16 protein-coding genes are annotated in these 14,750 nt (G+C 43.0%); 11 read left to right on the top strand and 5 right to left on the bottom strand.

Features of this window, described 5'->3' with window-relative positions; translation table 11 throughout:
• Positions 1-415: 415 nt before the first annotated feature.
• Positions 416-1,942 carry a bifunctional GNAT family N-acetyltransferase/carbon-nitrogen hydrolase family protein gene (locus FK220_RS04110; RefSeq protein WP_152572999.1) on the bottom strand — a complete coding sequence of 509 codons (1,527 nt, stop codon included), beginning with the start codon at positions 1,940-1,942 and terminating at the stop codon, positions 416-418.
• 496 nt (positions 1,943-2,438) lie between these two features.
• The gene (locus tag FK220_RS04105) at positions 2,439-2,861 is read right to left on the bottom strand and encodes a TerB family tellurite resistance protein (RefSeq protein ID WP_152572998.1); all 423 of its coding nucleotides are present in this window, start codon (positions 2,859-2,861) and stop codon (positions 2,439-2,441) included.
• Positions 2,862-3,045: 184 nt separating this feature from the next.
• Here FK220_RS04105 and FK220_RS04100 point away from each other — a divergent pair, with 184 nt between their 5' ends.
• The 9 genes from FK220_RS04100 (at position 3,046) to FK220_RS04060 (ending at position 10,667) form a co-directional block, all read left to right on the top strand.
• Positions 3,046-3,669, top strand: a complete 624-nt coding sequence (locus FK220_RS04100) for an RNA polymerase sigma factor (protein WP_152572997.1) — start codon at positions 3,046-3,048, stop codon at positions 3,667-3,669.
• Entirely contained in the window at positions 3,666-3,839 is a 174-nt protein-coding gene (locus FK220_RS04095) for a hypothetical protein (protein WP_166204753.1), read from the top strand. The genes FK220_RS04100 and FK220_RS04095 overlap by 4 nt, the downstream gene beginning before the upstream one ends.
• Positions 3,840-3,949: 110 nt before the next feature.
• Entirely contained in the window at positions 3,950-5,011 is a 1,062-nt protein-coding gene (locus FK220_RS04090; RefSeq protein ID WP_152572996.1) for a pyridoxal-phosphate dependent enzyme, read from the top strand.
• A gap of 2 nt (positions 5,012-5,013) precedes the next feature.
• Positions 5,014-6,087 carry a DUF1611 domain-containing protein gene (locus tag FK220_RS04085; protein WP_152572995.1) on the top strand — a complete coding sequence of 358 codons (1,074 nt, stop codon included), beginning with the start codon at positions 5,014-5,016 and terminating at the stop codon, positions 6,085-6,087.
• Entirely contained in the window at positions 6,084-7,595 is a 1,512-nt protein-coding gene (locus tag FK220_RS04080) for a hypothetical protein (RefSeq protein ID WP_152572994.1), read from the top strand. Before FK220_RS04085 ends, FK220_RS04080 begins: the two co-directional genes overlap by 4 nt.
• Entirely contained in the window at positions 7,592-8,386 is a 795-nt protein-coding gene (locus FK220_RS04075; protein WP_152572993.1) for a creatininase family protein, read from the top strand. Before FK220_RS04080 ends, FK220_RS04075 begins: the two co-directional genes overlap by 4 nt.
• Positions 8,386-9,447, top strand: a complete 1,062-nt coding sequence (locus FK220_RS04070; protein WP_152572992.1) for a mandelate racemase/muconate lactonizing enzyme family protein — start codon at positions 8,386-8,388, stop codon at positions 9,445-9,447. Before FK220_RS04075 ends, FK220_RS04070 begins: the two co-directional genes overlap by 1 nt.
• 251 nt (positions 9,448-9,698) lie before the next feature.
• Complete coding sequence (locus FK220_RS04065) at positions 9,699-10,388, top strand: hypothetical protein (RefSeq protein WP_152572991.1); 690 nt, start codon at positions 9,699-9,701, stop codon at positions 10,386-10,388.
• 21 nt (positions 10,389-10,409) lie between these two features.
• Positions 10,410-10,667, top strand: coding sequence for a hypothetical protein (locus FK220_RS04060; RefSeq protein WP_152572990.1), 258 nt, complete (start codon positions 10,410-10,412; stop codon positions 10,665-10,667).
• A gap of 118 nt (positions 10,668-10,785) precedes the next feature.
• Here FK220_RS04060 and FK220_RS04055 read toward each other — a convergent pair whose 3' ends face one another.
• Entirely contained in the window at positions 10,786-11,049 is a 264-nt protein-coding gene (locus tag FK220_RS04055) for a hypothetical protein (RefSeq protein ID WP_152572989.1), read from the bottom strand.
• Between the two features lie 954 nt (positions 11,050-12,003).
• On the opposite strand from FK220_RS04055, the gene FK220_RS04050 reads away from it, so the two are divergent.
• Positions 12,004-12,312: a hypothetical protein gene (locus tag FK220_RS04050; protein WP_152572987.1), complete on the top strand. Its 309-nt coding sequence runs from the start codon at positions 12,004-12,006 to the stop codon at positions 12,310-12,312.
• A gap of 500 nt (positions 12,313-12,812) precedes the next feature.
• Entirely contained in the window at positions 12,813-13,043 is a 231-nt protein-coding gene (locus tag FK220_RS04045; RefSeq protein WP_152572986.1) for a hypothetical protein, read from the top strand.
• A gap of 65 nt (positions 13,044-13,108) precedes the next feature.
• Here FK220_RS04045 and FK220_RS04040 read toward each other — a convergent pair whose 3' ends face one another.
• Both FK220_RS04040 and FK220_RS04035 read right to left on the bottom strand, forming a co-directional pair.
• Positions 13,109-13,291 carry a CPXCG motif-containing cysteine-rich protein gene (locus tag FK220_RS04040; RefSeq protein WP_152572985.1) on the bottom strand — a complete coding sequence of 61 codons (183 nt, stop codon included), beginning with the start codon at positions 13,289-13,291 and terminating at the stop codon, positions 13,109-13,111.
• Positions 13,292-13,360: 69 nt separating this feature from the next.
• Positions 13,361-14,749, bottom strand: coding sequence for a TolC family protein (locus FK220_RS04035; RefSeq protein ID WP_152572984.1), 1,389 nt, complete (start codon positions 14,747-14,749; stop codon positions 13,361-13,363).
• Position 14,750 lies beyond the last annotated feature (1 nt).

Raw genomic sequence — 14,750 nt, 5'->3', positions numbered from 1 at the left:
AATCGGGCAAATTTCCAGCCTTGCAATATCATGGGGCATAGCCTAGATTTTTTTTGATAGCTGCTAAGAAGTTAATGAACGGGTGGGAGCGATGGCCCTACAGGAATGTTGTTTCTCGAGCAACCCCATGACCTGAAGACGTTAGTCTATCGAAGTGGGCTTCTGGGATATCCCGCCAAACAATTAACCCAAATAGAACGATGGCGCCACCGTTTCCCCCAAACTTATTGGACTTGTAATCGAAATCAAAACGCCCCGACTTGGCAAACGTCGCCTGGCTGCCTTAGAAATCGATATCCTGCTATTGACACTTATTTCTTGCCATTTTCGCACCCAAGGTATACACACAAAAATTTTATGTGGGGAGATGCTTTCTAAGGGGTAAGGACAAATGAAACGCCGTATTTTTCAAAGATTACTTTTTTCTGAGTTCAAAAAGGTCTTTTCTTCTATCTTTTAAATTGCGAACGGCCCCAAATTGATTGAGCTCACGTAGTAAGTCGATATCCACATCCGCAATCAAAATCATTTCGGTATTGGGTGTCGCCTCTGCCTTTATGCCATTCGTGGGAAACGAAAAATCACAGGGAGTAAATACCATGGATTGGGCAAATTGGATGTCCATATTTTGGACGTTGGGCAAGTTGCCCACACTACCGGCTATAGCCACATAGCATTCATTTTCTATGGCGCGCGCCTGTGCACAGTTTCGCACCCTGGAATAGCCATTCTGAGTATCGGTCAAAAATGGAATAAACAAAATATCCATACCCTCATCAGCCAAAATCCGGCTCAGTTCGGGAAATTCACTATCGTAGCAGATGAGTACACCTATTTTGCCGCAATCGGTATCGAAAGCCTGTAGTTGATTTCCACCTTGCATACCCCAAACTTTGGCTTCGTCCGGGGTCACGTGCAGTTTTTCGTATCGTTCCATACTACCATCCCTTCGACACAAATAACCAACATTGTACAGGCGCCCATCGACCACCTCTGGCATACTGCCCGTTATGATATTTATATTGTAGGAAATGGAAAATTCCGAGAATTTCTGGACAATGGCCTCCGTATGCTTCGCCAATTCACGAATGGCATCCGGGGTAGACAAATGGTTGTCCTTGGCCATTAAAGGCGCATCGAAAAATTCGGGAAATAGGGCAAAATCCGAGCGGTATCCAGATACGGCATCAATGAAGTATTCGGCCTGTTGCAATAGGGCCTCGAGGTCCTTGTACGGGCGCATCTGCCATTGTATCAATCCCAACCGGATTACCTTCTTCTTGGTAGCCGCCTTTTTGGTAGGCTTGTGGTAATAGATATTATCCCACTCCATCAAAATGGCAAAATCATTTGATGCATTATCTCCTGGAAGGTACCCTTTCATAACCTTGGCAGGGTGAAAATCATTACTGATTTGAAAGTTGAGGACTGGGTCTTGGATCTCCTTCCGCTTCACCTTTTCGATGTATTCCTTTGGAGTAAACGTGTCGGCATACCTGTGGTAATTGGGCATACGCCCTCCAAAAAGAATACTTTTAAGATTCAACTTCTCACAGAGTTCCTTGCGATAATCATACAATCTGCGTCCCAATCGAAGCCCTCGAAACTGTGGTTTTATAAACACTTCGATCCCGTAAAGCACATCGCCGTTGTTATCATGGGTATCAAAAGAGTACTTACCGGTAATTTGCTCGTAGGTGTGTTGGTCATCAAAGGTTTCGTAGTCTACTATGATGGATAAGGCAACCCCGGCCAATTGACCATTGATCTTAATGACGACCTGTCCCTCCGGAAACTTTTCGATCAATGATTTTATATGTTCTTCTTTCCAATAGGCTCCGTTCATGTTCGAATAAGCAGCGATCATTGCCTTTTTGAGGTCTTGATAATCATCCAGTGTCAAAAACTGAAGCTCTATATTTTCAATTTCCTTTATTTCCATACTTTATTTAATCATAAAAGAGGTTCTTTTTGATTGTCTGAATGTAAGACAAGAATTTTGATTATTTATATTTAAACAAGGGATTTATTCCAATTTTTCGCACGGGTCATGGAGGTGCCCATATTTCTTCCGTTTTCTTCCGTCTTATCCTTAAATTACTTTTTGCGTTAGGATCGTCGAACATTAAAAGTCCGGAACCCACGTCCCGGTCCATTTGTCACATCACCATTTTCTACTGGCATCAATCCAACCAGTATCATTTCAGCTTGCTTAAGAATAATCCTGGGAACTATTGCCCATCGCATCATCAAAAAGCGCTCATCCACTCAAGCTGAAAAAAGGTAATGGCTATGGATAATAAATTTGCAAAGGCCAGTGATTCACAAGCCCCTTTGTAGTTTCCCGGTGCTCACCGGAGAACTTTTTCGACCCTGATTTTGAAACCAACGTATGGGAATCGATTACGGTCTGATCGTATTGACTTGTGTTGTCACAACTATTGATTCATAATAAGTTCATAGTCCTCAAAATCAATTTTACCCCCAAAAATTTTTATTGATTTTTGAATAATCTTAGCGGCTTCCTTTTCGGTAAAACCAAGCTGTATGGCATACTTTCTCAAAATTTTCTGCTCCACTTCGTTTATATCATGATCTGCATAAATGATTTGAAACAAATCATGAATGTATTCCAATCTTTTTTTGGTTTTGTATTCCGGAGATTCTTGTACATCGGCGGCCCAGCTTAGTATCTCATTGTATTCTTCATGGCCAATATCCAATTTAAGGGCGAGCTTTTCCAAGACCTTTTTTTCTTCTAAGTTGATTTGTCCGTCAACAGCGGCTAGATGGACTATTGCGGTGAAATGGGTAGATTTGCTCAATTGCTCACCCGATTCGAACAGATTTTTTATGGACATGCTTTATTTTTTGGTTAAATTAAATGAATCGCAATGGCGATTTTGAATCGATCACCACAGGGTTGTTTTTTGGTTCGTTAATCCACGCACTGGGGTTAAAAAATTGGTAACACGATAAATTTATTTTTTATTTATACACCGAATCTCTGGGCCGTCACTTTTATTTAACACACTACGGGAAAGAATGCATTTAAAAAAAGCTCTTATTTTAAGCCTTGTCAGCGATAGTCCCGGAGGTGATTATCGAGATGCCAAAAACTGGACCGACGATGAGTTAATAGACAAGATCGTGGAAAAGAAGGATAGCCGGCTTTTTGGGGTTTTGTATGATCGCTACTCCAATAAAGTGTATAACAAATGTATCGGTTTCACCAAAAATCAGAATGAGGCCAAAGACCTCGTTCAGGATATTTTTCTCAAAGTATTTACAAAGTTGCAGCATTACAACAAGGTCAAGGCGTCCTTCTCCACATGGCTGTATGTTATCGTATATAATCATTGCACGAATTATGTGACCCGGGATAAAAAGAGATGGCAAAACACATTCAAGGAATCTTCCATAAAAGACTATGGAGATAGTGGGGACGTTATTGAACTGGAGGAGTTGAATGGCTTGGACGAAGAGAAGTTTTCAGAGGCTTTGTTGAAACTCCCTCCGGAAGATAAGGCCTTGTTACTACTACGCTATCAGGATGACGTACCCATAAAGGAAATCCAGGAACTATTGTGTCTTAACGAAAGTGCCGTTAAAATGCGCATTAATAGGGCGAAAAAAAAAGTGGTCAAAATTTATGAAAGTAGCCGATGAAAAAGAACATTTTTAAAAGAATCGAGACCGATAAGGAGCTTCCAAAAGAAATCAAGGAAGATATCTTAAGTACTCTTCCCGAACTTGATGTGTCGGATTTGAACGAAGAAACTGATTTGGAAGATACCTCACCCTCTAGCAATCGGGAAGAAGTAGCAGAGGACGAATAGCGAAATAGGATTGTTTTTTGGGCAGATGAAGGCGTTATGTGACCTTCTTGTGTTTTCGGGGTATCAATGGGAATAGTTTTTTTATTGATTTTAAATTTTATGCTAAGTACATGAACCTTAGGGATGGTGTAAAGTCGGTCGAAATCAAAATGTCATCGGAAACGATGAAACTCAGTGATTTTGTGAAGGATAAAAGTAAATCGTCCATAGACCGTTTAGAGAGTTTTGAGGACATTATCAATATTGAGGTCGGCGATACGGGACTAACCCGCGCCAAAACCTTGGAGCGCGAATTTGACATCAGACAACTTTATATCAAATACGAAGGCGACAACCCCACGGGTACCCAAAAAGACCGCATTGCGTTCGCCCAGGTATATGATGCATTACGGAGGGATTACGATACCATTTCCCTCGCAACCTGCGGCAACTACGGGGTTGCGGTTGCATTGGCCGCAAATCTGGCCGGTCTCCATTGTAAGGTGTTCATCCCTGAAAGTTACCGTACCGAACGAATCAAGGAAATAGAAGGGCTCAATGCCGAAATCATACGCCTTGACGGCAGCTATGAACATGTGGTACGGTCAAGCAGCGATTATGCCATACAATACGATTGGTACGATGCCAATCCTGGAGGGGCGAACACCCCGTTGCAGATAACCGCCTATTCCCAAATTGCTTCTGAAATCGTGGAGGATTTGGGCGATGCACCCAAATACTGTGCGACCCCTGTATCGAACGGAACCTTGTTGGCCGGGATTTATCGCGGCTTTGTTACTTTGCATAAACGAGGTAAAACATCGAGAATTCCGAAAATGATCGCCGCTTCCTCAACGCGTAAAAATCCTATAATTATTTCGTTTAAAAATGGTTTGGAACTCTGTGAGGACCTAGACCCGGCTACTATCAAGGAGACCATATACAATGAACCCTTGATCAATTGGCACAGCTTTGACGGCGACGAGGCGCTTTACGCGCTTCGTGAGTCAAAGGGAGAAGCCTTTCATATCAGCGATAAAAAAATGAAGGAAATGGCTTCTTTTGTCCTAAAAAAAGAAGGGCTACGCATATTGCCCGCCGCCACCGCCGGTCTCATCGGACTTTTGGAACTGGACCGACAGTATAATTTTGAACCAGATCGCTTTGTGGCGATCCTCACGGCAAAAAACTAAACATGAAGAAAAAAATCGATGGAAGAGCCCTCGTTTATTGCGAAGGAGCCTTTAATACCCCCAATGGTAAAACCGCACATGGCCTAGTCCGTTTTACCGAACGGTACGAAATAGTGGGCGTTATTGACAGTACCTATACCGGACAAGATGCCGGAAAGATACTTGACAATAAAAAAAATGGGATTCTTATTTTTAAGGACATTCCCTCGGCGGTGCGGGAACTTCGCGATAAGGGATCCCTGCCCAAGTGCTTGGTTATTGGTCTTGCTCCCGACGGGGGACGATTGCCATCATCTGCCAAAGAGGCAATTAAGAAGGCCTTGGCCCTAGGCTGGAATGTAGATAGCGGATTGCACGATTTTCTGACCAGCGACAAAGAATTGGTACAACTGGCCAACTCCCATGGTTGTCGACTAAGGGATATTCGCAAAACCCCTGATCGAAGCGACCTACATTTTTTCTCGGGAAAAATAGAAAAAGTAGATTGCCTGAAACTAGCGGTGCTGGGAACGGATTCAGCTTTGGGAAAACGGACCACTGCCTGGATCCTCGTGCACGCCCTTAGAAAAAACCGTTTGAATGCCGAAATGATCGGGACTGGACAGACTGCATGGATGCAAGGGGCCAAATACAGTATGATCATGGACAGCTGTATCAACGATTTTGTATCCGGCGAAATCGAACATGCCGTGGTCAGTGCCTATGAAAACGAGGACCCGGATGTCATCGTGATCGAAGGACAAGGAAGTCTTATGAACCCCGCATATCCGGGCGGATTTGAAATTTTGGCCGCCGGTAGGCCCGATTATATCCTATTGCAACATGCACCGAAACGAAAGGAATATGACGGTTTCCCAGGGTACAAAATACATCCGCTAAAACTGCAGATCAGGGCCTTGGAACTGATATCGGGCAAGAAAGTCCTGGCCGTTACCATCAACCATGAGGATATGGCCCCGGAAGAAATTCTTCCCGCCTGTGAGGCCATTACAAAACAAACCGGCCTGCCCGCTTTTGATGTGTTGGCACATGGTGCGGATGAACTGGTCAAATTGATAAAGACCAAACTAAAATGACAACCATACGGTCCCTTGTAGTATTTAAGACCTTAAAAGTACATCAGCTGGTCGTCGAGCCCAAGCGTGTAAAGGCTACCTATACCATCGTAAAAAAGGATAATAGTGAAGTATGCTCCGAACTCATTTATAGCTACAATGATCGGTACTTCGATCCGAAAAACGCTTCTGACGTCAATCTGGCATCGATGATGGTCGCACAGGTCGCCCTCAACTATGGATTGTTCTTTGAAACCATTTTGTTCGACGGATGGTTCGACGAAACAGATAGCCGTTTCATTCGGGACATGACCGAAAATACCTCCAGGGAAATTTTAGTACATAAATTTTTTAGTAAAAATGAATTCTTGAAAGCTCCTTTCGATACCATTCAACGGGAAAAATTGGAACGGTACACCGCGGCAAACATAGTGTTTGTCAACACGCAATTCGCCTCCCTGGAATTGATTATATCCGAATCCGCAATCGATAGGAACGCCTACGCCATTTTAAGTAGCGGGGGAAAGGATAGCTTGTTAACCTACGGACTTATCAAGGAAATTGGCGAACCCCATCCTGTTTTTATCAATGAAAGTGGTCGCCATTGGTTTACCGCTGTCAATGCACATCAATATTTTAGGGCTTATGAGCCCAATACCGTGAAACCTTGGTGCAATAGTGATCGGATCTTTAATTGGATGGTGAAGCAAATGCCCTTTATCAAAGAGAACTTTCAAAATATCCGCTCCGATAGCTACCCCATTCGATTATGGACGGTGGCCGTTTTTCTTTTTGGGGTACTGCCCGTAGTGCGCAAAAGAGGTTTGGGAAACGTGTTGATCGGCAACGAATACGACACCACGATAAAAGGCAACTACCAGGGTATCACCCATTACCATGGTTTATATGATCAAAGCAAATACTTTGACAATGCCATGACCCGATACTATCGGAGAAAAGGGTGGGATGTGTACCAGTATTCCCTGCTGCGTAGCCTATCCGAGCTATTGATCCTAAAAATATTGGTAAAACGCTATCCAGACCTTCAAACCTTACAGGTTTCCTGTCATGCAGCCCATGAGGAGAACGGTAAAATGCGCCCTTGCGGGAACTGCGAAAAATGCCGCCGGATCGTTGGAATGTTGTCCGCTTTGGATGAGGACCCCAAGCGTTGCGGCTATACGGATTCCCAGATTCAAAAGGCCTTAAAAACGTTGGCGCAACGAAGTGTGAAACAGCTAGGGAGCGATGCCGCACAACTATATCATTTATTGTTAAGTAAAGCCATAATCGAAACGAATGACCATACCAAGAAACTGGCGAAAGAACACAAGGAAATTATGATGCTACGTTTTGACAAGGAACGTAGTACGCTTGCCGATTTGCCAACTTATATTCGAAGACCGCTGTTCGCGATCCTGGCAAAATACAGTGAAGGGGCTGTACAATTTCAAGACCGAAAATGGCAAGCATTTACAATAAAAAACGACAATTGGGGGATGCCCCATTTCTTAGATAAAAACGTATGAAAACAACTAAAAAAACCTTCCTTTGGGAAGAAATGACTTGGCCGGAACTGGAGTCCTATCTGAAAATAGTAGATACTGTAATTTTGCCCTGTGGCGCTATTGAACAACACGGTCCCCACCTACCTGTCGATATTGATTACTTTGATGCCAAGTACATGGCCTATAAGGTAGCCGAGGCCTGTTCCGACCCAAAACCGCTGGTATTGCCTCCTATTCCCTTCGGTGTATCATACCATCATGATGATTTTAAGGGCACTTTAAGCGTTACTAATGAGGCCTTGTCAAAATTTGTATATGATCTTGGGATGAGCTTGGTAAAAAACGGCATAAAGAAAATCATTATCCTCAACGGCCATGGTGATAATGCGCCTACTTTAAATTATGCGGCACAAATGATCAATAGGGATGGTAAAATTTTTGTTTGTGTAGACACGGGAGATACCAGTGATATTGATCTTTACAAACTGATAGATACTCCAAACGACATACATGCCGGGGAAATAGAGACGAGTACTACCTTGGCGATAAGACCCGATATGGTACAAATGGACAAGGCGGTCAACGAGACCATTCGTTTCGGTAGCAAGTTTCTAGATTATGACGACGAACGGAGCGTGAATTGGTATGTGAGAACCAGCAAACTTTCTGAAAGCGGTATTATGGGCGATGCGACCAAGGCAACGGCAGAAAAAGGACATGAAATGTGGGAACTGATGATTCACCATATGGTTCATCTTGTGGAGTCTATTATCAATACTCCTCTAGATGACCTCTATCAGAACCGTTATTGATGAAAATAAGAATGGTTTCATATGAGCGCCTGAATTTACCACTAGTGGAGCCCTATACCATAGCCTATGAGACCGTAGCTGAAGTGGTCAACTTTGTTCTCAGGATTGAAACCGATACGGGGCTGGTGGGTTATGGCTGTGCAGCTCCTGACAAAGTAGTGACCCTTGAAACGCCGGATCAAGTCGAAGAAGCGATTAAAGCCACGGTGATTCCATTTTTAAAGGGAAGTAATCCCTATATGTTTTCCCGGCTTATAGAGGAGGTTGCCGGCCTTCTCAATCAGCAATCTTCGACCTTGGCAATGGTGGATATGGCCCTGATGGACCTACTCAGCAAAAAAATGGACGTTCCGCTTTATCAATTTCTGGGAGGTTATCGAACCAGTATTCCAACCAGTATTACCATTGGTATTATGTCGATTGACGAAACCATGAAACGGGCGAAAGATTATGTAGAACAGGGATTTTTCATTCTAAAGGTCAAGGGAGGGAAATCCCTTTCCGAGGATATTGAAAAAATGGTCTTGCTGCGTGAAAAGTACCCTTCCATACATTTAAGGTTCGATGGTAATCAAGGGTATTCCATTCAGGATGCTTTGGTATTTTACAGGGATACCCATGACTTGAATATCGAGATTTTCGAACAACCCACGAGAATCGGCAAAGACTACAGGATGGGAAAAATACGTGAACAAATAGATATCCCCATTATGGCGGATGAAAGCCTTAAAACTTTAAAAGATATTTTTAGACTTGCCAAGAACGAGCGGGTTGATATGATCAATATTAAATTGATGAAGGTTGGCGGGATCCAGCGCGCCATTCAAATGAACGCGGTGGCAAAGGCAGGAAATATCGAATCAATGGTCGGTTGTTTGGACGAGTGCCGCTTGGGAATTTCGGCCGGGCTGCACTTTTCGCTGTCACGGCCAAACGTAAAGTATGCCGATTTGGATGGACACTTTGACTTACAAGGCGACCCTTTCCGAAATCTTTTTAGGCTTGAAAAGGGCATATTATACCCGAACACCTCGCCCGGACTCGGAGTTTTAAATCCATAGGGTATACGCGGAAGGATATTGGCAACGGGAAAATACAGGCAAAGAAACCCTGCCACCCCGCCAGTCAGATATCCTTTTTCCGTAAGATTCGGCCAAAGCGAATATCAGACTTGGTTTAGGTATTTCTTTGGCTTGCGTCATGCAGTCGATTAGAACGCATCTGTAACCGCCTACCAAGTATCCCATTCACTGCCTTGGTGACCTTTTTTATTTTAAGTGTATCAAGTATATACCGCAAAATAGAATATCAAATGAAACTAGATTGTAAAGTCGATGTATGGGATTTCAAAACAATACGAAAAATAGAAGGGTTTTGGACACCGCAGAAATACGTTGATCTTTTAAACCGTATGGACTATTCCGATACCGCTTCCGTGGCCGTGGATGAGCTAGAGGAAATGTGCCTTTTGGCCTTGTCCGATAACCGACCCGAGGAAAGTGCAGAGCTGGTCTTGAGTTACGTTTTTGGCGATGCCCTGAGAATAGGTCAGGTGAAAGCCCTTGCAGATGACATAATAGATGAAAAACTATGGGTAGAATATGCCGATATATCAAAGCATGAACAGTTTTTTAACTGTGGGCAGCTGCTATACGAGGCGTATGGGGGAACGTTTCCAAAACCCGAAGCCGTATCGTTTAAAGTTCGAATTACTTCAAAAGCCACAGAAATAAAGGCTTTTGGCAATGACAACATAGAAACCGACCTGATTCGGTTGCTGGCACAGGGTATGCCCGAGAACGGGCTGATCAATCGGCTATTCGAAAAACAACTAATCGAGGGTAATTTCACTGAGGCCAAAGATATTATTTGGCATTTATCGCAGAGCCAGACAGGACTAACAAAAGAATTCAAAATTATATCCTCGGGGTATTGGTTCGATGATTTGAAATTTACGGATTCGTTCCGAGCGGTCCTAAAGTTATATACCGACAAGGTTTAACAAGCTATTAAATAGGAAAAAATGAAAGACAGTCATGCGCTTCATAAAAAAGAGTACAAACAATTTTTGAAACAAGTAAGGTCTAGTCAGAGGCAGGTTGGTATCACCAAGGTAAATCGTAAAAAGCAAATTGGCTTTGAGGAAGCGTTGATTACCAATTCGACCAGGGCATTGGTTCGCATCCGAAATTACTTTGAAAAGCATGCAGCATCCTTTCTGATTGTACTCATAACCATGACCTTTTTGTTATTGTACATATTGTTCAACTGGATAGGATAAAAAAATTGGGGCTAGATTATTTTTCTAGCCCTCACTCAACTCCTATGATTTGACAGAATCTCTTTTAACGTGTGATGTGTTCAAAGAAATATCTTTTGAACGGATTGGAACTCCAATCTTAGAGCCCTGCATCCGGTGCTTCAACCAAATAGGGGGAATCATATTCCCTGTCTTTCGGGATTCCACTGAGCGAAGTCAACGCCGATCGTTTAATCAAATACACGGTATCTCCTACAACTAGTTTTATCCTTTCCTGTTTTTGTCCGTTGTTCAAGGTAAATTCAATAACCTCGCATTTGGTAAATAGGTCGGGAAGGTTGGTCGCCAATGTTTGTAAACTTTCCAGACTGCTACATCCAACATCGATTTTTACTTTTTTCATGACCTTAATGACTTTTGTTCTTAATAGATACACATCTGGGGCTAGTTTGTCACCACATTTGCGAACATATCTTCATAGGGACGACAAAATTTTAAAATTTCGCAGGAATTTGAATTCAGTGGAGTTCCTGCATTGTAGCCTACATAAGTGAATGGTAAGCCTATGAATTCAAGACTATTCTGTCTTCTATCCGATAGCCTTTGGGTACTTTGACAAGGGCTTGGGTAGACTTGCCGGATCAAATTGCAGATAACAAAATTCTGCCATCACGAAAAACGTCGGATACGGCCTGACGCGCAACGCTAAAATCTGGCTGACTTCGCTTGCCGGTTGGAATCGATGGATTACCCCAAAAAGAATGGTGGTGGCATCGTTTATCTCAAAGATTCCGCAGAACGTTCCTATTACCCGAGCCAATGGGAGTCTTATGATGCACGTTATAGGCCTACCCAAAACTGCCAGTTTAATGGTAGCTATCAACGCAATCGAAAAGGGCGGAATTAAAAAGTTTCGGGCATTTAAAAAGGAGATGCGACCAATAATTGGCATGTGTAACAACGAGCTCTCGATACGATTGATCGATAGGGTGGTATACCAAAAAAAATCCAAAAGGTTATGGCCTATCTCAAATCTGGGTTCTACGATGAGGACAAAGGTATTGGACTTGAGGCATACAAGTGCTTCCGTAGGTGTAACACCAGCGAATGTCAGAGTATGGAAGCCGGTTATTTTTGAAGGCCGTGATGTTTTTTATGGGAATCATTGTTTGTTTTGTTGGTTCGACCAAAAATAGTTGGGCCAGTCAGGAGAGCCAAAAACAACGCGATGAATGGATTTTTCATTGGATGGTTTAAGAGTTGGGTCGAATTTTGGATCAAACTAATGAAACAAAGGTGACCTTTTATAGCTTTTGTGTATCAATGTTGTATTTAACATTAACTTTTTCGATAAACAATGAAAACAAAACTTTTGACCATCCTTGCACTTATGATTATGACTACCACAGCAAAAGCGCAGGAAAAAGAAACTGTGAAGGCCACCTTCGAGACAGTAGAGGATGGAACCTATTACTTTTTGGACGCCGACGGCTTTTCTCTTGAATTTGATGAAATAGCTGAGGAAGTTCGGAAATCATTTAATCTTATGGATGTGCAATACCAGGGCAAAACTTTCATAATTACTTTTGAGTCGGAAATGGAAACTGACGATGAGGGTGAAGACATTATGATATCAAAAATCGTTGGGCTAACATTGGATGAATGAAAATTGAATGTAAAGTGGTTCGCTGAAAGAATAGGTCGAAGAAATTCGGCCTTTTTTTATGATAAAGCCATCGCTTTTCTAATGCATCGGTATGGTCCAGACTAATGAAAAGTGTTGCATTTTTGGCAACTAAAGCCATACTTGCTTTACAGCATGGAAACTAAAAACCCGTTTGGGTATACATGTAGCTTGGGTTGTAGTGACCTAAGGGCATTGAAATGGTCATTTGGAAAGACACCTTATGGGCCGATGTTCGAATAGCGCTCGGAACTCAGTCCCTGACAAACCTATAAGTTTCAAAATCATCGGTTGGGACTTTACAGGATCACGAATAAATTTCAGTACGATGAGCCGACCTGGACTTCTTTAATACTTACAGGCTTCTTTTTCTGCTGTAAATAATAGATTCCTATCGAGAGCAGTACGATCAAAAAAACCATCCCCCCCAATCAAGAAGGCCGTGGTCGTTATACGTTCAAACAATAGTCCGCCTACAATGAATGCCAGCTTGCTGGCAAAACTGCCCATGCTGTTCCGATAACCTTGAATGGCCCCTTGGCACCGAAGATTCCATAGATAAGACCATTGCCGCCTATATCGACCACCATGAAAATAAGGATGGGGATAACGATGCCATCACCGGGGAACCCGATAAAGTTTACCGAAAGAAGGGGGAATATTTTGGCAGGGATGGTATCGGACAACTTCATGAAGCGGCGGACTTTCTATAATAATCCTTGTTTCAAAGAGGAAGTAGACCTTTCCAAAATTCCAATGCCACGCAGTATTATTTGGGTTATTGCTCGATGTCCCGGGCCTCAAAACCTACCAAATCGTTTTCTTCGAACACAGGGGTCACTTCGATGGGATTGCAACAGACCTCACAGTCTTCCACATAGGTCTGCCGGGAGACGGAAGGGTCTAGCAACATCGAAATATCTTCCCAGCAATACGGGCATTGAAAGAAATGTTCGTACATGGGTTAAGCGTAAAGAGGTTAGAGAATAGAACAAAGACAATGAATACAGTCTTTGTTCCATTTTTCTTTTTAAAATTCCACATTCAGTAATTGCCCTGTTAACTGCAGCAATTGCAGTTCGGCGAGTTTCGCATCGTATTTGGCAAGGTTTTTATTGGTCTGGGCATTCAATAGATTGATCTGGGCCTGCCGGAATTCGATGGAAGTAATACGCCCCAATTGAAACTGCTCCCGCGAACGCTCAAAATTATTTTGATTGGTGATGACGTTCTGTTCTTGGATTTTGTAGATGTTCAAGCGGTTTTCGTAAATCGCCAAGGCATTTTGGATGTCCCGGTCCACTTCCAACAGCACCTGTTGTTTTAGAAGCTCTTGGTTCTCGTAGGCAATTTTGGCGTTCTTTACCCGCACGGCGGTTCCTCCCCCGTCGAAAAGGTTCCATGTAAGGGTAGCTCCTAAATTCGTAGTATAACTTGTATTATTCACACCGGGAAAGAAAGCGCCATCAGCGGTTTGGTTGAGATTCCAGCCGTAGGAGCCACTTAACCCAATGGTAGGGAGATAACCCGATTTGTTCACCTTGATATCATATGCATTGATCGACAGATTCTTTTCTGTTTGGAGCAACGCCACATTGTTGAGATCGGATTGGGAGACAAATTCTTCCAATTGTAATTTAGGGATAAAGTTCACCAACGTATCCACTTGAAAGGTCTCATTCAGATTTTGGCTTAAAATAACATTGAGATCCCTTTTAACGTTTGCCAACTGTTGTCTCGTATTCAACAAATTTATACTGTCGTTGGTGACGTCAACTTGGGCGTTCAAGATGTCCAACTTTGTATTCTGGCCATATTCAAATGCATATTCCGCACGCTGCGTGCGTTGGGAGGAAATACGCAAGGCTTCTTCCAAGACCCGCTCATTTTCAGACAATCGCGCCACTTCAAAATAGATGCTGAACAATTGAAGCATCGTATTTTCGATAGTCTCCCTTGCTTGCAATTGACTTAACTGAAATTGTTCCTTTAATCGTTTGTAGTTATAGAAACGGCCCAGTCCGTCAAAGAGGGTATAATTAAGGGTCAAACCGGCATTGTAACGTTGGCTTTCTGCCTGGTCTAAAATCAAGTCCTCCCTCGGTAACTGATTCCCTGTGTCCGGATCGATGATGGGATTTCCCTCCCCGTCGGTCTGAAACTGGCCCGGGAACTCAATGGTGGAATCGTCCCGATTGTAGGTAGCACCAGCGTTGCCGGTAAGAATGGGTAAAAACCCGCTATTCAAAACGCTTTGGTTGTTTTCGGCAATGGCCACCTGGCCCTGCGCGACCTTGATCCCGAAATTATTCTCCAAGGCCAAGTTAAAAGCCTCTTGTTTGGATAGTAATTTCTCTTGTGCGAAAAGTGATGTTAGCCCTACGAAAAAGAGTAGGCACGGTAAAGGTGTTTTTTTCATG

It is taken from the genome of Pelagihabitans pacificus (assembly GCF_009371985.2).
GTDB classification, from domain to species: domain Bacteria; phylum Bacteroidota; class Bacteroidia; order Flavobacteriales; family Flavobacteriaceae; genus Pelagihabitans; species Pelagihabitans pacificus.
The sequence above is the reverse complement of the archived record's forward strand: the minus strand, read 5'-3'. Positions and strand labels throughout refer to the sequence as shown.